At 70.2% G+C, this 23,753-nt stretch carries 23 protein-coding genes; 18 read left to right on the top strand and 5 right to left on the bottom strand.

Annotation, left to right across the window (positions count from 1 at the left end; all coding sequences use genetic code 11):
• From rpmJ to ASF23_RS06595, 6 genes are all read left to right on the top strand, one after another.
• The gene (gene rpmJ, locus ASF23_RS17790; protein ID WP_066517823.1) at positions 1–117 is read left to right on the top strand and encodes a 50S ribosomal protein L36; all 117 of its coding nucleotides are present in this window, start codon (positions 1–3) and stop codon (positions 115–117) included.
• Positions 118–272: 155 nt separating this feature from the next.
• On the top strand, positions 273–647 hold the full coding sequence (rpsM, locus tag ASF23_RS06615) for a 30S ribosomal protein S13 (RefSeq protein ID WP_055950869.1): 375 nt from the start codon (positions 273–275) through the stop codon (positions 645–647).
• Positions 648–656: 9 nt separating this feature from the next.
• Positions 657–1,055, top strand: coding sequence for a 30S ribosomal protein S11 (gene rpsK, locus ASF23_RS06610; RefSeq protein WP_055950867.1), 399 nt, complete (start codon positions 657–659; stop codon positions 1,053–1,055).
• A 184-nt stretch (positions 1,056–1,239) separates the two neighbouring features.
• Positions 1,240–2,235: a DNA-directed RNA polymerase subunit alpha gene (locus ASF23_RS06605; RefSeq protein ID WP_055950865.1), complete on the top strand. Its 996-nt coding sequence runs from the start codon at positions 1,240–1,242 to the stop codon at positions 2,233–2,235.
• Positions 2,236–2,291: 56 nt separating this feature from the next.
• Positions 2,292–2,906, top strand: a complete 615-nt coding sequence (rplQ, locus tag ASF23_RS06600) for a 50S ribosomal protein L17 (protein WP_055950863.1) — start codon at positions 2,292–2,294, stop codon at positions 2,904–2,906.
• A gap of 181 nt (positions 2,907–3,087) precedes the next feature.
• Positions 3,088–4,155 (top strand): FUSC family protein, encoded by a 1,068-nt coding sequence (locus ASF23_RS06595; RefSeq protein ID WP_156364299.1) that lies wholly within the window; start codon positions 3,088–3,090, stop codon positions 4,153–4,155.
• A 26-nt stretch (positions 4,156–4,181) separates the two neighbouring features.
• Here the strand turns inward: ASF23_RS06595 and ASF23_RS06590 are convergent, their stop codons facing one another.
• Positions 4,182–5,330 carry a hypothetical protein gene (locus ASF23_RS06590; protein WP_055950859.1) on the bottom strand — a complete coding sequence of 383 codons (1,149 nt, stop codon included), beginning with the start codon at positions 5,328–5,330 and terminating at the stop codon, positions 4,182–4,184.
• A 95-nt stretch (positions 5,331–5,425) separates the two neighbouring features.
• Between ASF23_RS06590 and ASF23_RS06585 the strand changes: the two genes are divergently transcribed.
• Positions 5,426–8,713: a BTAD domain-containing putative transcriptional regulator gene (locus ASF23_RS06585; RefSeq protein WP_055950857.1), complete on the top strand. Its 3,288-nt coding sequence runs from the start codon at positions 5,426–5,428 to the stop codon at positions 8,711–8,713.
• 126 nt (positions 8,714–8,839) lie between these two features.
• On the opposite strand, the gene ASF23_RS06580 is transcribed toward ASF23_RS06585, so the two are convergent.
• Positions 8,840–9,670 carry an ABC transporter permease gene (locus tag ASF23_RS06580; RefSeq protein ID WP_082473886.1) on the bottom strand — a complete coding sequence of 277 codons (831 nt, stop codon included), beginning with the start codon at positions 9,668–9,670 and terminating at the stop codon, positions 8,840–8,842.
• The gene (locus tag ASF23_RS06575; protein WP_055950855.1) at positions 9,667–10,662 is read right to left on the bottom strand and encodes an ATP-binding cassette domain-containing protein; all 996 of its coding nucleotides are present in this window, start codon (positions 10,660–10,662) and stop codon (positions 9,667–9,669) included. Before ASF23_RS06575 ends, ASF23_RS06580 begins: the two co-directional genes overlap by 4 nt.
• Positions 10,663–10,799: 137 nt before the next feature.
• On the opposite strand from ASF23_RS06575, the gene truA reads away from it, so the two are divergent.
• The 10 genes from truA (at position 10,800) to glmM (ending at position 20,264) form a co-directional block, all read left to right on the top strand.
• The gene (gene truA / locus ASF23_RS06570) at positions 10,800–11,681 is read left to right on the top strand and encodes a tRNA pseudouridine(38-40) synthase TruA (protein WP_055950853.1); all 882 of its coding nucleotides are present in this window, start codon (positions 10,800–10,802) and stop codon (positions 11,679–11,681) included.
• A 34-nt stretch (positions 11,682–11,715) separates the two neighbouring features.
• The gene (locus ASF23_RS06565) at positions 11,716–12,219 is read left to right on the top strand and encodes a GNAT family N-acetyltransferase (RefSeq protein WP_200919319.1); all 504 of its coding nucleotides are present in this window, start codon (positions 11,716–11,718) and stop codon (positions 12,217–12,219) included.
• A gap of 173 nt (positions 12,220–12,392) precedes the next feature.
• Entirely contained in the window at positions 12,393–12,815 is a 423-nt protein-coding gene (locus tag ASF23_RS06560; protein WP_156364297.1) for a hypothetical protein, read from the top strand.
• A gap of 83 nt (positions 12,816–12,898) precedes the next feature.
• Positions 12,899–13,786 carry an ABC transporter ATP-binding protein gene (locus tag ASF23_RS06555; RefSeq protein WP_055950848.1) on the top strand — a complete coding sequence of 296 codons (888 nt, stop codon included), beginning with the start codon at positions 12,899–12,901 and terminating at the stop codon, positions 13,784–13,786.
• 4 nt (positions 13,787–13,790) lie between these two features.
• Complete coding sequence (locus ASF23_RS06550) at positions 13,791–14,507, top strand: hypothetical protein (protein ID WP_055950845.1); 717 nt, start codon at positions 13,791–13,793, stop codon at positions 14,505–14,507.
• Positions 14,507–14,785 (top strand): hypothetical protein, encoded by a 279-nt coding sequence (locus ASF23_RS06545; RefSeq protein WP_156364295.1) that lies wholly within the window; start codon positions 14,507–14,509, stop codon positions 14,783–14,785. The genes ASF23_RS06550 and ASF23_RS06545 overlap by 1 nt, the downstream gene beginning before the upstream one ends.
• Before the next feature lie 127 nt (positions 14,786–14,912).
• Entirely contained in the window at positions 14,913–17,654 is a 2,742-nt protein-coding gene (locus ASF23_RS06540) for an ExeM/NucH family extracellular endonuclease (protein ID WP_082473885.1), read from the top strand.
• Between the two features lie 254 nt (positions 17,655–17,908).
• Complete coding sequence (gene rplM / locus ASF23_RS06535; protein ID WP_055950838.1) at positions 17,909–18,355, top strand: 50S ribosomal protein L13; 447 nt, start codon at positions 17,909–17,911, stop codon at positions 18,353–18,355.
• A gap of 36 nt (positions 18,356–18,391) precedes the next feature.
• Positions 18,392–18,877, top strand: coding sequence for a 30S ribosomal protein S9 (gene rpsI / locus ASF23_RS06530; RefSeq protein ID WP_055950835.1), 486 nt, complete (start codon positions 18,392–18,394; stop codon positions 18,875–18,877).
• A gap of 22 nt (positions 18,878–18,899) precedes the next feature.
• Complete coding sequence (gene glmM, locus ASF23_RS06525; RefSeq protein ID WP_055950832.1) at positions 18,900–20,264, top strand: phosphoglucosamine mutase; 1,365 nt, start codon at positions 18,900–18,902, stop codon at positions 20,262–20,264.
• A 21-nt stretch (positions 20,265–20,285) separates the two neighbouring features.
• Here glmM and coaA read toward each other — a convergent pair whose 3' ends face one another.
• Positions 20,286–21,233, bottom strand: coding sequence for a type I pantothenate kinase (gene coaA, locus ASF23_RS06520; protein WP_055950829.1), 948 nt, complete (start codon positions 21,231–21,233; stop codon positions 20,286–20,288).
• A gap of 101 nt (positions 21,234–21,334) precedes the next feature.
• Positions 21,335–21,817, bottom strand: coding sequence for a glutathione peroxidase (locus tag ASF23_RS06515; RefSeq protein ID WP_055950826.1), 483 nt, complete (start codon positions 21,815–21,817; stop codon positions 21,335–21,337).
• A gap of 82 nt (positions 21,818–21,899) precedes the next feature.
• On the opposite strand from ASF23_RS06515, the gene glmS reads away from it, so the two are divergent.
• Positions 21,900–23,747, top strand: a complete 1,848-nt coding sequence (gene glmS, locus ASF23_RS06510; protein ID WP_055950823.1) for a glutamine--fructose-6-phosphate transaminase (isomerizing) — start codon at positions 21,900–21,902, stop codon at positions 23,745–23,747.
• Positions 23,748–23,753 lie beyond the last annotated feature (6 nt).

The following is a 23,753-nucleotide window of genomic DNA, read 5'->3' as shown; positions in this document are numbered from 1 at the left end:
ATGAAGGTCAACCCCAGCGTCAAGCCCATCTGCGAGCACTGCAAGGTGATCCGTCGGAAGGGCCGCGTCATGGTGATCTGCAAGAGCAACCCGCGCCACAAGCAGCGCCAGGGCTGAACCACCGGGACCCCGGTCCCGCTTGCACATCCACAACTGAACATCGACGCAGCACCAGATCCCGCCCGACATCGATCGGACGGGGGACACCCCGGGTGGAGGCCCGGGCACCGGTGCTGCACCACACCTCCACAAACCACTAGGAGCAGCCAGACATGGCACGTCTAGCAGGCGTCGACATCCCGCGCGAGAAGCGCGTGGAGATCGCACTCACGTACATCTACGGCGTCGGCCGTACCCGATCCCTCCAGGCACTCGCCGAGACGGGCATCTCGGGTGACATCCGCGTCAAGGACCTCACCGACGACCAGCTCGTCGCCCTCCGCGACTTCATCGAGGGCAACTTCAAGGTCGAGGGTGACCTCCGCCGCGAGGTGGCCGCCGACATCCGCCGCAAGGTCGAGATCGGGAGCTACGAGGGCATCCGCCATCGTCGTGGTCTCCCGGTGCGCGGTCAGCGCACCAAGACCAACGCTCGTACCCGCAAGGGTCCGAAGCGCACCGTGGCAGGCAAGAAGAAGGCGCGATAGGACATCATCATGGCTACCCCCAAGACTGCTGCGCGCAAGCCGCGGCGCAAGGAAAAGAAGAACATCGCCGTGGGCCAGGCCCACATCAAGTCGACGTTCAACAACACGATCGTCAGCATCACCGACCCGTCGGGTGCCGTCCTCAGCTGGGCGTCCTCCGGGGCCGTCGGCTTCAAGGGCTCGCGCAAGTCCACGCCGTTCGCGGCGCAGCTCGCCGCCGAGTCCGCTGCCCGTCAGGCGCAGGAGCACGGTGTCAAGAAGGTCGACGTCTTCGTGAAGGGCCCCGGGTCCGGTCGTGAGACCGCGATCCGTTCGCTCCAGGCCGCTGGCCTCGAGGTCGGCTCGATCAACGACGTCACCCCGCAGGCGCACAACGGGTGCCGCCCGCCGAAGCGTCGTCGCGTCTAAGCAGGAGCCCCCGGCCGCGACCCACGGCCCCTCGTCACGAGGTGTCCGCGGGTCGTGGCCATTCCTGGTCGTTCGATCGCGCACGTCGGTGCGCGTGATCACAACTCAACAGACCCGGCGAGGCTCGCGCCCCGCCGTACCGCCAAGTGTCATATAGCGGACACTTCGCCGAAAGGAATCCACAGTGCTCATTGCACAGCGCCCCACTCTGACTGAGGAGCCGATCTCCGAGCACCGCTCGCGGTTCGTCATCGAGCCGCTCGAGCCCGGCTTCGGCTACACCCTCGGCAACTCGCTGCGCCGCACGCTCCTGTCCTCGATCCCCGGTGCCGCCGTCACCAGCATCCGCATCGACGGCGTGCTGCACGAGTTCAGCACCGTGCCGGGTGTCAAGGAGGACGTCACCGAGATCATCCTCAACATCAAGAACCTGGTCGTCTCGTCCGAGCACGACGAGCCGATCACGGCGTACCTGCGCAAGCAGGGTGCCGGCCAGGTCACGGCGGCGGACATCTCGGCTCCGGCCGGTGTCGAGATCCACAACCCGGAACTCGTCATCGCGACGCTCAACGAGTCCGCCAAGTTCGAGCTCGAGCTCACCATCGAGCGCGGCCGCGGCTACGTCTCAGCGACGCAGAACCGCTCGGAGTTCTCCGAGGCCGGGCAGATCCCGATCGACTCGATCTACTCGCCCGTCCTCAAGGTCACCTACCGCGTCGAAGCGACGCGTGCCGGTGAGCGCACGGACTTCGACCGTCTGGTCGTGGACGTCGAGGCGAAGCCGGCCATCACGCCGCGCGATGCCATCGCGTCCGCCGGTCGGACGCTCGTCGAGCTCTTCGGGCTCGCCCGTGAGCTGAACACCGCGGCCGAGGGCATCGAGATCGGCCCCGCGCCGGTCGACGCGGTGCTCTCGAACGAGCTGCAGACCCCGATCGAGGACCTCGACCTGTCGGTGCGCAGCTACAACTGCCTCAAGCGCGAGGGCATCAACACGGTGTCCGAGCTCGTCGCCCTGTCGGAGACGCAGCTCATGAACATCCGTAACTTCGGTCAGAAGTCGGTGGACGAGGTGAAGGACAAGCTCACCGAGCTCGGCCTCTCCCTCAAGGACACCGTCCCCGGATTCGACGGCGCCCACTTCTACAGCGGGTACGACGAGGACGAGTCCAACAACTGACATCCGCTGCGCTGCGCACGTAGCGTGACCCACCTTCCCAACACTGGAGAACTGACATGCCCAAGCCCACCAAGGGCCCCCGCCTCGGAGGCGGGCCCGCCCACGAGCGCCTGCTCCTGAGCAACCTCGCGAACGCGCTCTTCACGCACGGCCGCATCACCACGACCGAGACGAAGGCCAAGCGCCTCCGTCCCTACGCCGAGCGTCTCGTGACCTTCGGCAAGCGTGGCGACCTGCACTCGCGCCGCCGCGTGATCGCGATCCTCCGCGACAAGTCGGTCGTGCACACGCTGTTCACCGAGATCGCTCCCCAGATGGAGGAGCGTCAGGGTGGCTACACGCGCATCACGAAGCTCGGCTTCCGCAAGGGTGACAACGCACCGCTCGCCTCGATCGAGCTCGTCCTCGAGCCCGTCTCGAGCACGCCCGCCCCGGTGAACCGTCGCTCGGCTGCTCCGGCTGCCGCGCCGGTCGCCACGACGACGGACGAGTCGGACGCCGAGGTCGACGCGACCACGGACGCCGACGAGACCGCTGCCGAGTCGGCCGAGAACGACACGACGGAGACGTCTGCCCCCGTCGCCGCGGAGGAGCCCACCGAGGCTGCCACCGAGGTCGAGGACGACGCCGCCACGAAGAGCGACTCCGCCGCCAAGGGCGACGACAAGTAACACGCAGCACCACCACCGAAGGCCCTCGCAGTCCGCTGCGGGGGCCTTCGGCATTCCCGACGTAGACATCTCAACCGCGATGCGTTCAATCGCGTGACGACCGCGCGACCGCGCGACCGCATGGCCGCTCGTTCCGACCACGGGCGTGCCGCAGATCAGGAGCACAGTGCAACTCGGACCCGTGACCACCGCCGGACGGCAGATCTGGCGCTGGAGCCGGACGTCCGGCACCCAGCCGCGGGTCCTCCTCGCGGGGAAGGCCGCCGTCGCTGCAGTCGCCGCGTGGCTCGTAGCGCGCTACATGCCGGGTGTCGCGGCGGACTACCCCTACTACGCGCCGCTCGGTGCCGTCGTGGCGATGCAGTCCACCCTGCTGTCGAGCATCCGCAGCGGTGTGCAGACCCTCGCGGGTATCGCGATCGGCATCGTCATCGCCGGGATCACCATGTGGCTCGGAGACCCGGGGTTCGTCGCGGTCGGCATCGCCGTGGGCATCGGCGTGCTCATCGGTGGCTTCCGCATCCTCGGTGAGGGCGGGAGCTGGGCGCCGACGGCCGCGGTCCTCGTGCTGCTCGTGGGTGGATCCCACGCCGAGGGGTTCTCCTTCGGCTACGTGCTCCAGATGGCCGTCGGCGTCGCGATCGGTCTCGTCGTGAACTTCGCCGTGTTCCCGCCGCTGCACTTCTGGGATGCCGAGCGTCGGATCTCCGAGACGAACGACGTGCTCGCGGAACACCTCGAGGACCTCGCCGATGCGCTCCGCTCCGACACTCCGGAACCCGAGCGGTGGGTGGCGCGGCAGCAGCGACTCGATCGCGAGATGGCCGACGTCCGGGAGCGGCTGGGTGCCGCCGAGGAGAGCAAGCGCGCGAACCCGAGGGCCATCCGTGGGCGGAACCGACGCCGACTCGTCGCGGACGCCGCACGCTTCCGGGCGCTCGAGCGTGCCGCCTGGTACACGACGGACCTCACGGAGATCGTCGGGCGGTCAGGTCCGGTGTCCGGGCAGTTCGGGCAGGTCTCGCCGCAGTACGCGGACCGGTTGGCGGCGGCGGTGCGCGCGGTGGCGGCGGTGGTCCGTGGAGACGGGGCCGACGCGCTCGACCACGAGGCGGTGCAGGCCATCGGCGTCGTGGAGTCGGCGATGGACGCCGGGGACCGGAACCGTCCGTCGGAGGTCACGCTGACCTCGGCGGCGACGGTGGCGCTCCGCGGGATCGTCGAGTCGGAGCGACGCGCGACGGCCTGACGGCGCGCTGACGACGACGCCGTCGGTCACCGGTCGAACGAGGACGTCGCCCAGCTCTCGATCGCAGCACTCGTGTCCGGCGCCACCGACGTGGCGAGCAGGTACCGCGTCCAGTCCCCGCCGTGCACGACGTCGACGGTGCAGAGCGTGTCGTCGCAGGTCCGGAACGCCGCGTCGTGCGCACCGAGGCCGTCGAGCTGGATCCGGTCGGCCGCATCGACGAGACCCGCCTCGATCCGGGCACGGACGGCCCACGACCCCTTCGGGAGCGTGCCGTAGCGCGCAGCGACCGTGGCGTACCCCTGCTCGGATGCCGGGCGGAAGTCGCACACGTCGGCGCCGGCTCGTTCGAGTGCGACCCACGAGATGTCGTCGTGCCAGTCGGTCCCGGCGTTCGTGTCGACGAGGGGTGTGGAGGTGACCGTGTCCACGCGCGTCGCGATGCAGGTGCTCGGGCCCGGGTCACCGGTCTCGTGCGGGACCTCGGCCGACCCGAGCGGTGAGTCCTGCACGGCGGTCGTGGCGTGGGCGACGAGCGCTTGGAAGCGGTCCCGCATGCCCTCGGGTGTGACGTCGGTCGCGTCCTGGACCCGTTCGAGGCCGACGCTCAGCCAGGCGGACCCCGCGTGCACGTCGGCCTGGCAGAGCAGCCGCGCGGCGTCGGTCGCTGCGCACCAGACCGGGCCGGACCCCGACGAGTCCTGACCGAGGAAGGTGTCGAGTGCCTCCGACGCGTCCGGCAGCACGGTCGCGGTGACGGCGTTCCGCATCGGGTCGCCCTGCGTGCCCGGGTACACGCTGTCCATCGCCGCGACACCGTTGTCGATGCTGCACGTGAGGCCGCCGGAAGCCGGAGCGGCCATGGCCGACGGGTCCATGTGCTCCTGCTCCGTGAGGAGGTCGTCGTCCGCGACCGCCGGGACGAGCCGCGCGGTGAGCCCGGCGGGCAGGACACTCGTGCATGCGGGCATCCCGGCCTGGTCCGGTCGCTCCGTGAACCGGACCCCGTCTGTCGCTGCCGTCGTGGAGGGGCTCGACGTCGGCGTCGGGGACGACGATGGTGCCGGACCACCGACGCCGAGCAACGAGCATCCGCTGAGACCGACCACGAGCATCGCCGCGACCACGCCCGTCGTGACCGTCCGCGCCCGCCGGTCCCGCATCGAGATGTCCATGGCGGGATCGTAGCCGTCGCTGTGGGTCCGTTCAGCGTCCCGGGGCATCGATGCGATCACGGTTCCGGAGTCCCCGCCCCTCGTAGACTCGGGCTGTGACGGACGGGACCGCGACACCGACACGGATCCCGACCCCGACGGTCGGGCTCCGTCTCGCCCTGCTCGGGCCCGTGCTCGTCGAGGACCGCCGGGGCGAGCTCGTCCCGGTCGCCGGAGCGCTGTCCCGGGGGTTCCTCGTGGCGCTGGCGCTGGCGCGCGGCGGGTCGATGACGACCACTGCGCTCATCGACGAGCTGTGGGGCGAAGAGCCGCCGCGCGCTGCCAGAGCAGCCCTGCAGACGCTCGTGTCGCGCCTCCGTCGGACCCTGGCGGACGGACTCGTCGTGTCGACGGACACCGGGTACCGTCTCGCCGTGGAACCGGACGGCATCGACCTGCTCCGCGCGGAGGCCGCCGTTCCCGGAGCCCGGACCGCACTCGACCACGGCGATCCGCGGACGGCCATGGGGCTCACCGACGACGCGCTGGGGCTCTGGCGTGACGACCCGGGGGCCGACCTCGAGGGCGAACTCGCCGAGCAGGCGTCCGTGCGCGCCGAGGATGCACGGCGGACGCTCCGACGCATCCGTGCCGACGCTCTGCTCGGCTGCGACGACGCGGACGGTGCCGCGCAGGTGTGGGCCGTCGAGGCCACCAGCCGCCCCATCGACGAGGAGGTCGTCGCGGGGCGGATGCGCTCCCTCGACGCTGCCGGGCGTTCGGCCGAGGCGCTCGCGGTGTTCGCTGCGCACCGGGCACGACTCGCCGACGAGCTCGGCGCGGACCCGTCGGCCGACCTGGTCAGGATGAACGCCGACCTGCTCCGCCGCGGTGGATCCGACGGCACGCGCGCACGGCGGGTGGGCATCCGCGTCGCGGCGACCCCGCTCATCGGCCGGGACGCGGATCTCGCGGACCTGCACGACCTCCTCGCCGAGCACCGTCTCGTGACCGTCCTCGGTGCCGGCGGGCTCGGCAAGACGCGGATCGCGCAGCAGGTGGCCGCGGACGTGGCGGACGAGACGGCCGTGGTCGTCATCGAGCTCGCTCCGCTCTCCGAGGGTGCCGACATCATCCCGGCGCTCGGAGCACTGCTCGGCATCGACACGCGTGCCGGGCGCACCCTCCGGCCGGGCGCGGCCGCGGACCTCCGCGAACGCGTCCTCGGGATCATCGGGCAGCGGCCGATGCTGCTCGTCCTCGACAACTGTGAGCACATCGTCGCGGACGTCGCGGAGTTCACCGCCGGCTTCCTCGCCGAGCTGCCCGACCTCCGCGTGCTCGCGACCTCCCGTGCCCCGCTCGCGATCGCAGGGGAGGCCGTCGCACCGCTCGCACCGCTCCCCGTCGACCAGGACGGCGCGGCCGTCCGGCTCTTCACCGAGCGCGCCCGGGCGGCGCGGCCCGGCGCAGCCCTCCCGGTCGACACCGTCCGGAGCATCTGCGCGCGACTCGACGGCTCGCCGCTCGCGATCGAGCTGGCAGCGGCGCGGATCCGCGGGATGGGGCTCGACGAGATCGCCCGGCGCCTCGACGACCGGTTCGCCCTGCTCCGTGGCGGGGACCGGAGCGCGCCCGAGCGGCACCGCTCCCTCCTCGCCGTCATCGAGTGGAGCTGGCGGCTGCTCGGTCCGGGTGCGCAGGACCTGCTGACGAGGCTCGCGCTCTTCCCGGACGGGTTCGACATCGACACCGCGGAGGCGGTCGGCGACCCGGCACGAGCCGACACCGTCTTCGACGACCTCGCGGACCTCGTGGAGCAGTCACTCGTCCAGCTCGAGGAGCTCGACGGCGCACCACCCCGGTACCGGCTGCTCGAGACCGTCCGGGAGTTCGGTGCCACCCAGCTCGTCGAGCGTGGCCGGACCGACGAGGTCCGAGCCGCGATGCTCCGATGGGCCGTGGCGTTCGCGGCGCCCCGGAACCTGCTGCTCCAGACCTCGACGCAGCTACGGACGTTCGCCGAGGTGCGCCGGGAGGCCGAGACCCTCGTGGTGCTGCTCCGCTGGGCGATCCGCGCGGCGGACCGCTCGACCGTCGCCGTCGTGTTCGCTGCGCTCTGCTCGTACTGGTCGGTGCGCGGCGCGCACGCCGAGGTGACCGCGGCCGCGCCCGAGATCATCCGGGTCGTCGCGGCGGGGCGGCCCGCGCCGGAGGCCAGGACCGCCACGATCATGGGTCTCGTCGTCGCGGGTGCGACGAGCGCGTTCCTCGGCGTCAGGACCACGGTCGTCGCGGTGAGCGCCCTCCGCCGGATCCGACGGGACGGACCGGCGGACGACGCGTTGCTCGAGGCGATGCTGCAGCTCATGCTCGCGTTCGGGCGGCCGGACGACGTCCCGGTGCTCCTCGCGCGGTTCCGCGCCGACGGCGACCCCCGGGTGGCGTGCCTGGCGCTCACGATCAGCGCGCCCCTCGCTGAGAACGACGGCGACGTCGGCACGGCCCTGGAGTACGCGCGGCGCGGGAACGACCTCGCGGACGCGCTGGTGGACCCGTGGACGGCCGGGACCGCCTCGGTGTCGATCACGCAGCTGCTCGGCCAGACCGGACGTCCGACGGACGCGCTCCGTTCGGCGGTCGTCGCGCGCCACCGCCTCGAGCAGTTCGGCGCCGAGGACGACATGCGGGAGCTCCGCTGGCTCGTCGGGCTGGCCGAGGCGGCGACCGGGGACGTGGTCGCGGCGCGCGCGAGTGCCGCAGAGCTCGCGATGCCCGGCGCGGACAGCGGACGTCCCGACGGGGACCGTGCGGAGATCAGCGTGCTGTCGATCGCGATCACCGCGGAGGCGTTCCGTGCGGACGGTGACGAGGTCTCCGGGCTCGCCGAGTACCGGCGGGCGGTCGCCGCGATCCCGAAGCGCGGGCGGGAGTCGTGGCAGTGGCTGGTGCTCCTCCGCGCCGCACTCCTCGCCGCTGATGACGAGGTCCACGCAGCCGGCGACGTCGCGCTCGACCCGGACGAGGCGCGGAGGACCGCGCGGGACCTCCGGGTCTCCGCGATCGTGATGCTCCGGCTCCGACCGTGGTTCCTCGACCTGCCGGTGATCGCGACCGGCCTCCTCGGCGTCGCGGTGTGGGGCGCCCGGACCGGACACCTCGAGCCGGACGTGGTCGCGACGCTCTGGGCGACCGCGAGCCGCTTCGGGTCGCGACAGGACTTCGCGGTGCTGGCGCACACGAGGCTCCGTCGTCGGCTGGTGCTGTCGCTCGCCGTCGACGGTGACGAACCGGCAGCCGATGCGCTGCTCGCAACCGCCGAACGCGTCAGCGCGGGCGGGACCCGTGACGATGTCCTCCGGACCGCCACCGCCGTGCTCGGTGCCGTCCGCATCCCGCGATGAGGCGCGACGACCGGCGCGCTGAGCCGCGCTGAGCCGCGCTGAGCGGACCACGCGACGGACTGGAGGGACGGTGCCAGCTGGCACCGTCCCTCCAGTCCGTCAGGTGGTCGCGCCGAACGCGACCCGTCAGGCCTTCCGCATGTACGCACGCACCGTGAGCGGGGCGAACACCGCGACCACGACCGCGGCGCCGATGAGCGAGACCACGAGGTCACCGCCGACGGCACCGTGGTTGACGAGCTCACGGACCGCCGTGATCAGGTGCGAGATCGGGTTGATCTCGGAGAACCACCGCAGCCACGACGGCAGGGTGTCCGCGGGGACGAACGCGTTCGACAGGAACGTCAGCGGGAACAGCACCATGTTCGAGATGCCGGAGACACTCGACGCCGTGCGTGCGACGACGCCGAAGAACGCGAAGATCCAGCTGATCGCCCACGCGACCACGACCACCAGGGCGCCCGCGGCCACGAGCGACCAGATGCCGCCCTCGGGTCGGAGGCCCATGCAGAAGCCGACGATGAACGTGATGGTCGTCGCGATCGCGTAGCGCACGGTGTCCGCGAGCAGTGCGCCGGCGAGCGGGGCGATCCGCGCGATCGGCAGGGACTTGAAGCGGTCGAACACGCCCTTGTCCATGTCCTCGCGGAGCTGTACACCCGTGACGATCGACGACGTGATGTTCGTCTGGACGAGGATGCCGGGGATGATGATCGGCAGGTAGGCGGCCACTCCGCCGGCGATCGCACCACCGAAGATGTAGGTGAACATCACGGTGAAGATGATCGGCATGAGCGTCACGTCGAACAGCTGTTCCGGTGTGCGGCGGACCTTGATCAGGCCCCGGTACGCCATGGTGAGCGACTGCCGGACGGTCGCCCCGATGCCGGTGCGACCGACCCCGGCGCGCGGGGTGGCGCTGGTGCGGGGTGCTGTGGGTGCGATGAGCGTGGTCATGCGGTGGCCCCTTCGAGGACGCGTTCTGCGGCGGAGGCGTCGTCCGCGGCCGCGGGCTTGCCGGTGATGGTGAGGAAGACCTCGTCGAGCGTCGGCTTCTGCACGCTCATCTCGGCCAGGGAGATGCCGGCCTGCCGGAACGACACGAGCAGGTCCGTGACGCGGTCGGGATCGGCCATCGGTGCGGTGATCCGGCCGCCCTCGGGGGAGACGACCGGGTCGACCCCGAGCACTCGGCGGACGGCGTCGACGGCATCGGGCATCCCGGCCGGGTCGGTGATCCGGAGCTGCAGGCTCGAGACGCCGACCGAGGACTTCAGCTCGTCGCCGGTGCCCTCGGCGACCACGCGGCCGCGGTCGATGACGGCGATCCGGTCGGCGAGCTGGTCCGCCTCGTCGAGGTACTGCGTCGTGAGGAGCACGGTCGACCCGGTCGCCACGAGCTCGCGGATCGTGTCCCACATCTGCGCGCGGGTCCGCGGGTCGAGGCCCGTGGTGGGCTCGTCGAGGAAGATCAACGGTGGCTGCGCGATGAGGCTCGCGGCGAGGTCGAGGCGTCGCCGCATGCCGCCCGAGAAGCCCTTGAGCGGGCGCTTCGCCGCCTCGGTCAGGCCGAACTGCTCGAGGAGCTCAGTGGCTTTCGCCCTGGACTCCTTCCGGCCGAGTCCGAGGAGCCGTGCGAAGATGACGAGGTTCTCGGTCGCGCTGAGCGTCTCGTCGACGGATGCGTACTGCCCGGTCACGCCGATGAGCCGGCGGACGGCCTGCGCGTCGTGTCGGACGTCGTGCCCGAAGATCCGCGCCTCCCCGGCGTCGGGCTTCAGGAGCGTGGCGAGCATGGAGATGGTGGTGGTCTTGCCGGCGCCGTTCGGTCCGAGCACGCCGTACACGGTGCCGGCCTCGACCCGGAGGTCGACGCCGTCCACCGCACGGTTCTGGCCGAACGTCTTGACGAGGCCGGTGGCCTCCACCGCGAGCGGTGCGTCGTTCATGGGTGTCCTCTCATCGACACCGTCCGGATGGCGGCGTCGATGTCGATGGTGTCCGGTGCCGCTCACGCGGCACTGACGTGCCACTGACACGGACGGGAGGCACGTGTCAGATCGGTAGGCTCGATCGCGTGAGCGAGATGGTTGGGTCCGACACCGTCCGGCTCCGTCTGGACATCGCCTACGACGGTGCCGGGTTCGCGGGGTGGGCGAGGCAGCCGACGCTCCGCACCGTGCAGGGGGAGCTCGAGGAAGCCCTCGCCACCGTGTTCCGACGCACCGGACCTCCACCTCGACTGACGGTCGCCGGGCGGACCGACGCGGGCGTGCACGCCACCGGGCAGGTCGCGCACGTCGATCTCACCCGTGAGCAGTTCGGCGGCCTCGCGAAGCCGCACCGTGGTCCGTCGCACCGGCCGGCACGGACGCCGTCGGATGCGCTGCTCGCGCGGCTGAACGGCATCGCCGGCCTCGACAGCGACGTCGTCGTGACGCGCATCACCGAGGCCGCGCCGGGCTTCGACGCCCGCTTCTCGCCGGTGTGGCGCCGCTACGAGTACCGCGTCGCCGACCTCGACGCACCGCGGGACCCCCTGCGCCGCGGACACACGCTCTGGTACCCGGCGCACCTCGACGCCGGCGCCATGGCCCTCGGTGCGCTGACGCTCCTCGGTCTGCACGACTTCGCATCCTTCTGCAAGCCCCGCGAGGGTGCGACGACGATCCGCACGCTCCAGGAGTTCCGGTGGCACCGGGAGCCGGACGGCGTGCTCGTGGCGTCGCTCCAGGCCGACGCGTTCTGCCACAGCATGGTCCGGGCCATGGTCGGCGGAGCGATCGGCGTCGGCGAGGGCAAGCTCACGCCGACCCAGCTCGAGGAACTCCGCGTGGCCGAGGCCCGGACGAGCGCGTTCAAGGTCGCACCGGCGAAGGGCCTGACGCTCGTGGAGGTCGGGTACCCCGCCGACGAGGACCTCGCCGCCCGTGCGCTCACGACGAGAGCGCGCCGCGACGCCGAGTAGCCGACGGGGGGCCGCTGCGCCCTAGGCTCGTGCGGTGACCATCCGCGCCGCCGAACCGTCCGATGTCCCCGAGATCCTGGCGCTCATCCGCGACCTGGCCGCGCACCAGGGGGAGCCGGACGCCGTCCGGAACGCAGGCCCGCGCCTCCAGTCCGTCCTGTTCGGCGAGGCGCCGAAGGCGTTCGCCCACGTCGTGGAGGCGGACTCTGCCGGTGGTCCCGATGGGCCGCACCGGCTCGCCGGGATCGCCATCTGGTTCCTGACCTACTCGACGTGGACGGGCGACCACGGCATCCACCTCGAGGACCTGTACGTCCGGCCCGAGCACCGGGGCGCCGGGTACGGCAAGGCGCTGCTCGCGCGGCTGGCGTCCGAGTGCGTCGCGCAGGGGTGGTCGCGGCTCGAGTGGAGCGTGCTCGACACGAACAGCGGCGCCGTGGGGTTCTACGAGTCGATGGGGGCGTCGTTCCTCGACGAGTGGCGGACGTGCCGGCTCGACGGCGACGCGCTCGCCGAGGTCGCCGGCGGGACCGCGTAATCGGCTGGCCGCTCGACGGGAACAACCGAAGGCTCGGAGCCGGGTGACGACGACCTCAGCCGGGATGTTTCGTTTTTGATGTGTAAAATTTATAAGATGACAATGTTATTTTATACATCAGTCTGCAAAGGTGTTCTCACCCGGCACTGTCGCCGGAGAGGATAGGGGTATTCATGAACAAGATTCACAAAGTCGGCGTGATCGTCTGCGTCGTGACCGGTGCGCTCGTCGGTGGGGCTGGTGTGACTGCGGCCAATGCTCAGCCGATCTCCGCGCCGACGGCCGCCATGAGTTCAAGCGGGGCCCTCCGCGGTCCTCTCTCGCCCGTGAGCATCGGCGGAACGGAGGCACCTGCCGGCCAAGCACCGGCTGGTGGTGAGACGCGCGGGCTGCCGATCGGCTCGATCGTCAACTGGATCAAATCGAATGCGCCGTCCATCGTCCCGGCCCTGAAGGACGCGTTGCGCTCTGGCATCAAGGCGTTCACGAATTGGTGGAATGGCCTCGCAGGCTGGATCCGGACCACGATCAACCAGCTCGCACAGCTGTCGCTGACGGAGTTGTTCGATCAGCTTTGGCACTACTTCTTCGGATGATCACCCTGTTTGGTTGATCACCCGGTGGGCCCGTCCGCGCGACAGCGGGCGGGCCTGCCAATTGCAACAAGGAGGGGACGAACATGGACATCGGCATCGTCGATGTGCGGGGTGTTTCGAAGTCGACTCGTGGACGCGTGAGGCTCGCCGATGTGTCCATGACGCTGATGCCAGGACGTGTCTACGGCTTGGTCGGTCCGAACGGAGCAGGGAAATCGACACTCCTCAGCATCCTCGCTGGACTGACGCTTCCCGATCGGGGCGCCGTCGACCTGCGGCACAGCGTGGATGCCCCACTGCGGGTCGGGGCGTCTCTCGGCACCGACGACCTCCACCCAGCCCGATCCGTCATCGAGACGATGCGCCTCTCAGCGATGCTGCGCGGAGTCCAGCGGACGTCGGTCGACGGTCTGATCACGCAGTGTGGTCTCGGGCCCGTCCAGCGCCGTCGAGTGCGCGCGCTATCGCTGGGGATGCGGGCGCGCCTCGGCATCGCCATGGCCATGCTCGGTGATCCAGAGGTCGTCCTCCTCGATGAACCGATGAATGGATTGGATCCGGATGGGATGAGTTGGGTCCGTCAGATCACCGCTGACCTCCGCGCTCGCGGCCGCATCGTCGTCGTGTCCAGTCATCTCCTCCGGGAGATCGACGCCGTGGCGGATGAGGTCTTCATACTCAGCCAGGGGCGGATGGTGTCCTCGGTCGGCCGATCCGATGAGGAACTCGGCGCCGGTTCGGAGATCGTCGTGAGCGAAGCCCAGGTGTTGGTCGACCGACTCGAGGAACTCGGGCACGAGGTGTCAATCTTGGGAGGCCGGATCCAGACGGTACTGAGTGCCGCGGACCTCGTGCGCGTCTCAGTGGAGCTCGGGCTCGACGTGAACGAGGTCGGCCCTCGACGTCGACCGGCGTTGGAGCGGATCTTCGATTCCGTGACGGTGGCCGAATTCTCCTCAAAGGCTGGTTGAGTCGATGCGCGTCCACACGCTCACGAAGTTCGAACTCCGCCGTCGAATCGACACGATCGGAGCCGCATCCGGCACGGCCGCACTCACCGCCCTCATCGTTGCGTCTGCGGTTCTCGGGAGTTCCATCGGCGCGGGCCGCGGCAGCCTTGTGCTGTCTGAGATCATCGCGATCTCGATCCTTCCGTCAGCGATCAGCATCCCGATGATCAGCGTCGTCACCGGCGCCGCAGACGCAACGCATCGTGGAGATCGAAGTCAGATCCTCGCAGGTGCCAGCAGAACATCGATCCTCCTCGCTAGGCTCAGCGCTTCCATGCTCGCGAGCACGGCCGTTCTCATCTGGTCCGTGACCGTCGCAAGCGTCGTCGTCGTAACCACAGCTGTCATCTCGGGTCTCCCGTTCCGATCGGGTGATCTCCCGGGTGCGTTCTGGGGGGCAGTTGTGCTCGTGTACACCTCTGCGCTCTTCGGGCTCGCTCTCGGAGCGCTCCTGCGCTCCGTTGCTGCGGGGGTCATCGTCGTGGTGTTGGTCACGTTCGTTCTTGACACCGCGACCCTGGCATTGCCCGCGTGGACGCAGATCCTTCGCTTCTCGTCCTTGCAGAATGCGCTGCTTGGAGAGGGCGGTGTCGGTGTCGGTGCCGGTACGTGCGCGTTCACCCTCTGGATCCTTCTGCCGGCAACTGGCGCCGTGATCCGGATGAAGCGGGAGGAGAGCTGATGGGTCTCGAGCAAGCCGCCGAGCAGGGCCACACCCCCAGTCGAGCAAGTCGTGCCCGATGGCGTCGGGTCGCTGTTGGGATGCTCGTCGTGATCGGGACGCTCGGGTTCTGGGTCGCCGGGGTGTCCGGGCAGGACTTCTCGATCCGCGTCGGAGCGATGTCGTGCGCGATCGTCGCGGCGACGATCGCTGTCTTCCTTGCGCGGCGGCGGGACAGCCTCCTCGGGTGGTTCGTGCTCGCGGCGATCATCGCCGTCTACCGGATGGTGACGGTTTGACGGAGGCCGATGATCGGAGCACAACCGGTCTGCCCCTGTTCGAGGGGCAGAGTTCACCTTGTCGAAACCTGTGGGTTCGCCCAGCTCCATAGGCTTCGAGGGATCTTCTCGTCTCTCGAAGGAAACCATGCCTCGCTCCACCTCCAGGACCGTGCTCGGCATCGCCGCCGCTGCCGCCGTCCTCGTCGCCCCGCTCGTCGCCGTCACGACCGCCTCCGCGAACCCGTCCGGAACGGGCGTCGTCATCGAGGAGGCCTACCTCAAGGGCGGCAGCGCCAACGCACCGTTCACGAACAAGTTCGTCGAGCTCGGCAACCCGACCGCCGCCGCAGTGGACCTCAGTGGCTGGTCGCTCCAGTACCGCTCGGCCACCGGCACCGGGGCCGCATCGGTCGGTGCGCTCTCGGGGTCGATCCCGGCGCACGGCACGTTCCTCGTCCAGCTCTCCTCGAACGGGTCGAACGGCGCTGCCCTCCCGACGCCGGACGCCGTCACCACCGTGAACCCGAGCGGCTCGACGGGCACGCTCGTGCTCTCCGACCAGGCCACGGCGCTCACGCTGCCGACCGGGGCGATCGCCACCGGGACCGCCGGCGTCGTCGACCTCGTCGGGTACGGCACGTCCAACACGTTCGAGACGACGGTCGCGAAGGCCGGCACCGCGAACACCGTGCCGGACGCGCTGACGCGGACGGGCACGACCGACACGGACGTCAACGCGGCGGACTTCGCGCTGACGAGCACGATCACCCCGACGAACGCGGCGGGCGACACCACCGCGCCGACCGATCCCACCGACCCGACCGACCCGACCGATCCCGGCGACGGCGGCACGACCCCGGCACCCGCCACGGACGTCACGATCGCCGAGCTCCAGGGCACGACGGACACCTCGCCGTACGTCGACAAGGCCGTCCGCACGACGGGCGTCGTCACCGCGGTGTACCCGACGGGCGGCTACCAGGGCTACTTCGTCCAGACCGCAGGGACCGGCGGTGCGATCGACGCGTCGACCCACACCGCGTCCGACGGTGTCTTCGTCTACTCGCCGACCACCGTCGGCAGCGTGGCGATCGGCCAGGCCGTCCGGCTCACCGGCACGGTGTCGGAGTTCTACGGCCTCACGGAGCTCAACGTCACGAGCACGTCGGGCCTCGAGCAGCTCCCCGCGGCGGGCGTCGTCGCCCCGAAACCCGCGCAGGTGGCCTTCCCGCGGACGGACGCCGCACGCGAGTCGCTGGAGAGCATGCTCGTGCAGCCCGCCGGGAGCTACACCGTGACCGACGTCTACACGACGAACCAGTACGGCGAGGTCGCCCTGGCGAGCGGGACCACCCCGCTCCTGCAGCCGACCGAGGTCGCCCGCCCGGGAACCCCCGCCGCGGCAGCGGTCGCCGCCGACAACGCTGCGCGTGCGATCACCCTCGACGACGGCGCCAGCACGAACTACCTCACGGCGGCCGGGTCGAGCATCCCCGTGCCGTGGCTCACGAACGCCGGACCCGTCACGGTCGGCGCTCCGGTGCAGTTCTCGAAGCCGGTCGTCCTCGACTTCCGGAACTCGGCGTGGAAGTTCGAGCCGACGACACCCGTCACCGGCGCCACGGCGAAGGCCGACCTCCCGGCGACCTTCGGGAACGTCCGACCGGCCGCCCCCGCGAACGTGGGCGGTGACATCCGGCTCGCCGGGTTCAACGTGCTCAACTACTTCCCGACGACCGGGGACCAGCTCACCGGGTGCACGTACTACGACGACCGCGAGGGCAACCCGCTCACCGTCCGCGACGGCTGCGACGCCCGCGGTGCCGCGAACGCCGACGACCTCGCCCGCCAGCAGCAGAAGATCGTCACCGCGATCAACGGCCTCGGCGCCGACGTCGTCTCCCTCGAGGAGATCGAGAACTCCGCACGCTTCGGGAAGGACCGGGACGCCGCGCTCTCGACCCTCGTCGACGCGCTGAACGCCGCCGCGGGGAAGACCGTCTGGGCGTACGTTCCGTCGCCGGCGAAGGTCCCCGCGAGCGAGGACGTCATCCGCCTCGCACTCATCTACAAGAAGGACCGCGTCGCGCCCCAGGGCGAGTCGACGATCCTGACGGACGCCCCGGCGTTCACGAACGCACGGCAGCCCGTGGCCGACGCGTTCCGCCCGCTCGTGCCGGTCGGCAAGTCCGGCAAGACGAAGGTCGGCGGCAAGGACACGACGTTCCTCGTCATCGCGAACCACTTCAAGTCCAAGGGCAGCGGGACCGGTGCCGACGCCGACCAGGGCGACGGGCAGGGTGCCTCGAACCTGTCGCGGGTGAACCAGGCGAAGGCCCTCGTGACCTTCTCCACCGCGATGCAGCAGCAGTACGGCACCGACAAGGTCTTCATGCTCGGCGACTTCAACGCCTACAGCCAGGAGGACCCGGTGGTCGCGCTCGACCAGGCGGGCTACACGGACCTCGGCCCGGCGCTCGACGCGTCCGAGCACTCGTACGTGTTCGACGGGTTGAGCGGCTCGCTCGACCACGTGTTCGCGTCGAAGGCCGCGCTCGCGACGGTCAAGGGCGTGGACATCTGGAACATCAACTCAGTCGAGTCGGTCGGGCTGGAGTACAGCCGGTACAACGACAACGTGTCGAACCTGTACACGCCCGACCAGTACCGCGCGAGCGACCACGACCCGATCCTCGTCGGCATCGACCTGCCGGGGGTCGACAACGGCGGGCAGCCGGGCAACCCCGGCAACCCGGGTCACGGTGGCAACCCTGGGCAGCCGGGTCACCCGGGTCAGCCGGGTCAGCCCGGACACCCCGGCCAGAGCGCCGCCGAGATCATCGCCGCGCTGATCGCTTGGATCATCGCGCACCTCTGGCACGGCTGACGCCAGCCTGGAACTGACGGGAGGGACGGTGCGAGTCGGACGCGCACCGTCCCTCCCGTCCGTTGTTGCGCACGCAACCGCGTTTGACCCGCGACCTCGCGTCGCGTATCGTTGCCCCTTGGTCTGCGCCACCAGCGCGCACGACCCGAAGATGAGCCCTCCAACGGAGTGTTCCCCGGACGTCTGTCCGGTACGGAACCCTCACCGGAGTGGGATTCACGGACAACTCACCTCGACACGAAAGCAGCACACCTGTGACTCGCACGTTCTCACCGAAGCCGGCTGACGTCCAGCATGAATGGCTGATCATCGACGCCACCGACGTCGTGCTCGGCCGCCTGGCATCGCACGCCGCAGCGCTCCTGCGCGGCAAGCACAAGGCGACCTTCGCCCCCCACATGGACATGGGCGACTTCGTCATCATCATCAACGCGGAGAAGGCGGCCCTCACCGGCGCCAAGCTCGCCGAGAAGATCTACTACCGCCACTCGGGCTACCCGGGCGGCATCACGGCCACGACCTACCCCGAGATGCTCGAGAAGTTCCCGACGCGTGCCGTCGAGAAGGCCATCCGCGGCATGCTCCCGAAGAACTCCCTCGGTCGCGCTCAGCTGAAGAAGCTCAAGGTCTACGCGGGCTCCGAGCACCCCCACGCTGCCCAGCAGCCCACGACGTACACCCTCGACCAGGTCGCGCAGTAAGCGTCGGTCACGAAGACTTCGAAGGAATAAGAACTCATGGCCCAGATCGCTGACAGCATCGAGCAGACCCCCGAGAGCTTCACCACCGAGAGCGCCCCGGCGTCCGCGGAGGCAGCCCCTCGCCAGATCCTCAACGTCTCGGGCGGTGCCGTCGGGCGCCGCAAGGAGGCAATCGCCCGCGTGCGCCTCGTCCCGGGTTCCGGCACCTTCGTGGTGAACGGCCGTACGCTCGAGGGCTACTTCCCGAACAAGCTGCACCAGCAGCTCATCAACGACCCGTTCAAGGTGCTCGAGCTCCTCGGGTCCTACGACGTCACGGTCCGCGTCACCGGTGGTGGCCCCTCCGGCCAGGCCGGTGCGGTCCGCCTCGCCATCGCGCGCACGCTCAACGAGATCGACCGCGAGAACAACCGCGCCGCCCTCAAGAAGGCCGGCTTCCTGACTCGTGACGCCCGCGTCATCGAGCGCAAGAAGGCCGGTCTCAAGAAGGCCCGTAAGGCGTCGCAGTTCTCGAAGCGCTGATCCGACGTCGGCGGGAGCTGCTGTGCCGCGTCTGTTCGGTACCGACGGTGTTCGTGGTCTCGCCAACGGCGAGTTGACGGCCGCGCTCGCACTGGGCCTTGCCCAGGCGAGCGCGGCCGTGCTCACACACGGACACCATGCGGACGCGCGACGCGCGTCCGGTCGACCGCGCCCGCGCGCGGTCCTGGCGCGTGACCCACGTGTCTCCGGGGAGTTCCTCGGCGCGGCGGTCGCTGCCGGTCTGGCGAGTGCCGGGGTCGACGTCCTCGACGCCGGTGTGATCCCGACGCCCGCCGCCGCGTTCCTCGTGGCCGACATCGACGCCGACTTCGGCGTGATGGTGTCCGCGTCGCACAACCCCGCCCCCGACAACGGCATCAAGTTCTTCGCCGCCGGTGGCCGGAAGCTCCCCGACGAGGTCGAGGACCGCATCGAGGCGGCGATCGGCACGACCGAGATCCCGACCCCGACCGGTGCCGGTGTCGGCCGCATCACACGGTTCGCCGATGCCGAGGACCGCTACGTCGTGCACCTGCTCGGCACGCTCCCGGCGCGGCTCGACGGCATCCACGTCGTCCTCGACTGCGCGAACGGTGCTGCCGCGGGGGTGTCTCCCGAGGTGTTCGTCAACTCGGGTGCCACGATCACGCTGATCGGGGCCGACCCCGACGGCATGAACATCAACGACGGTGTCGGCTCCACGCACATCGACAACCTCGCCCGCGCCGTGCTCGAGGCCGGCGCGGACATCGGCATCGCGCACGACGGAGACGCCGACCGGTGTCTCGCGGTGGACGCCGCCGGGAACGCCGTCGACGGTGACCAGATCATGGCGATCCTCGCGCTGTCGCTCAAGGAGCGCGGGCACCTGAAGGACGACACGCTCGTCGCGACGGTGATGTCGAACCTCGGGCTGAAGCGTGCGATGGCCGAGAACGGCATCTCCGTGATCGAGGCCGGCGTCGGCGACCGCTACGTGCTCGAGAAGATGGTCGAGGGGGACTACTCGCTCGGCGGCGAGCAGTCCGGCCACATCATCTTCAACGAGTTCGCCACGACGGGTGACGGCATCCTCACGGGGTTGCACCTGGTCGCCGAGATGGCCCGGACCGGCAAGACGCTGGGCGAACTCGCGTCCGTGATGACGGTGTTCCCCCAGGTGCTCGTCAACGTCAAGGGCGTCGACCGGCACGGGCTCGCCGACCAGGGTGTCCAGGACGCCGTCGCCGCTGCGAGCGAGGCCCTGGGTGACACCGGCCGGGTGCTGCTCCGTCCCTCGGGCACCGAGCCCGTCGTCCGGGTCATGGTCGAGGCCGCCGACCAGGCGACGGCCGAGCGGGTCGCCGCAGAGTTGGCCGAGGTCGTCCGCGTCCGTCTGGCGCTGTAGCCCCGGGGAACGAGGGACGGGTCAGATCTTGCGGAGCAGGACGCTGTGCACCTTGTGGTTCGCGCCCTTCTTCAGCACGAGGGTGGCGCGGGAGCGCGTGGGGAGCACGTTCTCGACCAGGTTCGGCTCGTTGATCGCACGCCAGACGTCGGTCGCGGTGCGCACGGCGTCCTCGCGGGACAGCGCCGCGAACCGGTGGAAGAACGAGTCCGGGTTCGCGAACGCCTCCTCCTGCAGGGCGAGGAACCGGTCGACGTACCAGGACTCGATGTCGCGGGTCTTCGCGTCGACGTAGATCGTGAAGTCGAACAGGTCGCTCAGCGCCAGACGGCCGTGCACCGGCGGCGCGAGCACGTTGAGGCCCTCGACGATCAGCACGTCCGGCTGACGGACGACGATCTCGGCGTCGGGGACGATGTCGTAGCGCAGGTGCGAGTAGTACGGGGCGCGCACCTCCGCGGCGCCGCTCTTCACCTGGCTGACGAACCGCAGCAGACCGCGGCGGTCGTACGACTCCGGGAACCCCTTGCGGTCCATGATGCCGCGCCGCTCGAGCTCGGCGTTCGGGTACAGGAACCCGTCCGTGGTGACGAGCTCGACCCGCGGGGTGTCCTCCCACCGCTTCGTGAGCTCGCGGAGCAGCCGCGCGACGGTCGACTTGCCGACGGCCACCGACCCCGCGACGCCGATCACGAACGGGGTCGGTTGCGCCCGCTCCCCGAGGAACCGGCTCGTCTGCGCGTGCAGGTCCCGCGCTCCGGCCGCGTAGAGGTTCAGCAGGCGGGAGAGGGGCAGGTAGACGTCCTGGACCTCCTGCATGTCGAGCCGGTCGCCGAGCCCGCGGAGCTGCACGATCTCGGTCTCGGTGAGCGCGAGGTGCTGCGACGGCGCCAGGCCCGCCCACTCGCCGCGGTCGATCTCGACGAACGGGGTGGCGTGCCGAGCGGTGTCCGCGTGCGCGTTGGGCATGGGATCGAGCGTAACCGGGTCGGTGCGGGAACGGCCGGGAGGCACGGTGCGGGCCCGACCCGTGCCTCCCGTCCGGTGCGCGCTCGCGCCCGGTCACCCGCTCAGGCGGGGAGTGCCGCCTCGATTGCCTCGACGATCTCCGGTGCGTCCGGCTTGGTCTGCGGGCGGAAGCGCTTGACCTCGCCGGACGGCGTCACGAGGAACTTCTCGAAGTTCCAGGCCACGCGACCGGCCTTGCCCGAGGCATCCGGGGTCTTCTTGAGCTCCTGGTACAGCGGGTGCGCGCCGCGGCCGTTCACCTTGACCTTCTCGGACATCGGGAAGGTGACTCCCCAGGTGGTGGAGCAGTACTCCTCGATCGCCTCGGCCGACCCGAGCTCCTGCAGGAACTGGTTGCTCGGGAAGCCGAGCACGGTGAACCCGCGGTCCCCGTAGGTCTTCTGGAGCTCCTCGAGCTGCTCGTACTGGGGCGCGAGCCCGCAGCGGGATGCGACGTTGACGACGAGCACGACCTTGTCGGCGTACTCGCCGAAGGTGGTGGTGCCGCCCTTGAGCGTGGTGATCGGGATCTCGGCGAGGGTCATGTCTGCACGCTAACCCCGCCGGACTGCCATGGCGCACCCCTCTGGGCGGGTTCTCGGTCACGGGCACCATAGGATCGTCGGCATGTGTGGGATCGTCGGGTACGTCGGCAAGAACAGCAGCGTGGAGGTCCTCCTCGGTGGACTCCGCCGACTCGAGTACCGCGGGTACGACTCGGCCGGTGTCGCGGTGATCGACCCCGACGGACGCCTGGAGTCCCGGAAGCGCGCCGGCAAACTCCGGGTGCTCGCCGACGACCTCGCCGAGGACCCGATGACCGACGGCGGCACCGGGATCGGCCACACGCGCTGGGCGACGCACGGCGGCCCGACCGACGGCAACGCGCACCCGCACCTCGCTGACGGCGGCCGTCTCGCGCTCATCCACAACGGCATCATCGAGAACTTCGCCCCGCTCCGGGACGAGCTGGTCGCCGAGGGCGTCGAGTTCCTCAGCGAGACCGACAGCGAGGTCGCCGCACACCTCGTCGCGCGGGAGTTCCGACAGGTGCACGACATCACCGAGGCGATGCGGCGGACCGTCGCGCGGCTCGACGGCGCCTTCACGTTGCTCGCGATCCACGCCGACCAGCCCGGTGTCGTCGTCGGCGCTCGCCGGAACTCCCCGCTGGTGGTCGGCCTCGGCGACGGGGAGAACTTCTTCGGCTCCGACGTCGCCGCGTTCGTGTCGTACACGCAGCGTGCGCTCGCGATCGGCCAGGACCAGATCGTCACGATCCGCCCGGACTCCGTCACGGTGGTCGACTTCGACGGCGCGCCCGCGGAGGCCACCGAGTTCGAAGTCTCCTGGGACGCCTCGGCGGCGGACAAGGGCGGCTGGTCGAGCTTCATGGCGAAGGAGATCAGCGAGGAGCCCGATGCCGTGCGGAACACCCTGCTCGGCCGGGTCCACGACGGTGCGGTGACCCTCACGGACCTCGAGCCCATCCAGGAGCGGCTCGCGACCGTCGACCGTGTCATCGTGATCGCCTGCGGCACGGCGGCCTACGCGGGCATCCTCGGCAAGTACGCCATCGAGCAGTGGGCCCGGATCCCCGTCGAGGTCGAGCTCGCGCACGAGTTCCGGTACCGCGACCCGGTGCTCGACGCCCGCACGCTCGTCGTCTCGATCAGCCAGTCCGGCGAGACGATGGACACGCTGATGGCCGTCAAGTACGCCCGGGAGCAGGGCGCCCAGGTGCTCTCGATCTGCAACACCCAGGGCGCGACGATCCCCCGGGAGTCCGACGCCGTGATCTACACGCACGCCGGCCCCGAGGTCGCGGTCGCGTCGACCAAGGCGTTCCTCGCGCAGGGCGTCGCGCTCTACCTGCTCGGGCTCCACCTCGCGACGATCCGCGGGACCATGGCCGGCGAGCAGATCGCCGAGCAGGTCGCCGAGCTCGAGGCGCTGCCGGACAAGCTCTCGCAGGTCATCGCGGACGCCGGCCGGGTCAGCGAACTCGCGAAGTGGATGGCGGACACCCGCTCGGTACTGTTCCTCGGCAGGCACGTCGGGTACCCGATCGCCCTCGAGGGCGCGCTGAAGCTCAAGGAGCTCGCCTACATCCACGCCGAGGGATTCGCCGCCGGTGAGCTGAAGCACGGTCCGATCGCGCTCATCGAACCGGGGCAGATCGTCTTCGTGATCGTGCCGAGTCCGCGGGACGCCCGGTCGCTGCACCCGAAGGTCGTCTCGAACATCCAGGAGATCCGCGCTCGCGGTGCCCGGGTCATCGCGATCGCGGAGGAGGGCGACGCAGCGGTCCTGCCGTACGCCGACGAGGTCCTGCGGATCCCGGTCGCGGCACCCCTGTTCGAGCCGCTCCTCGCGGTGGCTCCACTGCACATGTTCGGCATGGAGCTCGCGGCGGCGAAGGGCCTCGACGTGGACCAGCCGCGGAACCTCGCCAAGTCGGTCACCGTCGAGTAGCGCAGT

The organism is Curtobacterium sp. Leaf261 (assembly GCF_001422205.1).
GTDB lineage: Bacteria > Actinomycetota > Actinomycetes > Actinomycetales > Microbacteriaceae > Curtobacterium.
Note: the sequence above shows the minus strand (reverse complement) of the source record. Positions and strands in the feature narration are given on the sequence as shown.

Bases quoted from the DNA above. Each gene is read 5' to 3' on its own strand.
- rpmJ (WP_066517823.1), top strand. From the start codon at position 1: ATGAAGGTCAACCCCAGCGTCAAGCCCATCTGCGAGCACTGCAAGGTG.
- rpsM (WP_055950869.1), top strand. From the start codon at position 273: ATGGCACGTCTAGCAGGCGTCGACATCCCGCGCGAGAAGCGCGTGGAG.
- rpsK (WP_055950867.1), top strand. From the start codon at position 657: ATGGCTACCCCCAAGACTGCTGCGCGCAAGCCGCGGCGCAAGGAAAAG.
- rplQ (WP_055950863.1), top strand. From the start codon at position 2,292: ATGCCCAAGCCCACCAAGGGCCCCCGCCTCGGAGGCGGGCCCGCCCAC.
- ASF23_RS06590 (WP_055950859.1), bottom strand. From the start codon at position 5,330: ATGGACATCTCGATGCGGGACCGGCGGGCGCGGACGGTCACGACGGGC.
- ASF23_RS06580 (WP_082473886.1), bottom strand. From the start codon at position 9,670: ATGACCACGCTCATCGCACCCACAGCACCCCGCACCAGCGCCACCCCG.
- ASF23_RS06575 (WP_055950855.1), bottom strand. From the start codon at position 10,662: ATGAACGACGCACCGCTCGCGGTGGAGGCCACCGGCCTCGTCAAGACG.
- truA (WP_055950853.1), top strand. From the start codon at position 10,800: ATGGTTGGGTCCGACACCGTCCGGCTCCGTCTGGACATCGCCTACGAC.
- ASF23_RS06560 (WP_156364297.1), top strand. From the start codon at position 12,393: ATGAACAAGATTCACAAAGTCGGCGTGATCGTCTGCGTCGTGACCGGT.
- ASF23_RS06555 (WP_055950848.1), top strand. From the start codon at position 12,899: ATGGACATCGGCATCGTCGATGTGCGGGGTGTTTCGAAGTCGACTCGT.
- ASF23_RS06550 (WP_055950845.1), top strand. From the start codon at position 13,791: ATGCGCGTCCACACGCTCACGAAGTTCGAACTCCGCCGTCGAATCGAC.
- ASF23_RS06545 (WP_156364295.1), top strand. From the start codon at position 14,507: ATGGGTCTCGAGCAAGCCGCCGAGCAGGGCCACACCCCCAGTCGAGCA.
- ASF23_RS06540 (WP_082473885.1), top strand. From the start codon at position 14,913: ATGCCTCGCTCCACCTCCAGGACCGTGCTCGGCATCGCCGCCGCTGCC.
- rpsI (WP_055950835.1), top strand. From the start codon at position 18,392: ATGGCCCAGATCGCTGACAGCATCGAGCAGACCCCCGAGAGCTTCACC.
- coaA (WP_055950829.1), bottom strand. From the start codon at position 21,233: ATGCCCAACGCGCACGCGGACACCGCTCGGCACGCCACCCCGTTCGTC.
- ASF23_RS06515 (WP_055950826.1), bottom strand. From the start codon at position 21,817: ATGACCCTCGCCGAGATCCCGATCACCACGCTCAAGGGCGGCACCACC.
- glmS (WP_055950823.1), top strand. From the start codon at position 21,900: ATGTGTGGGATCGTCGGGTACGTCGGCAAGAACAGCAGCGTGGAGGTC.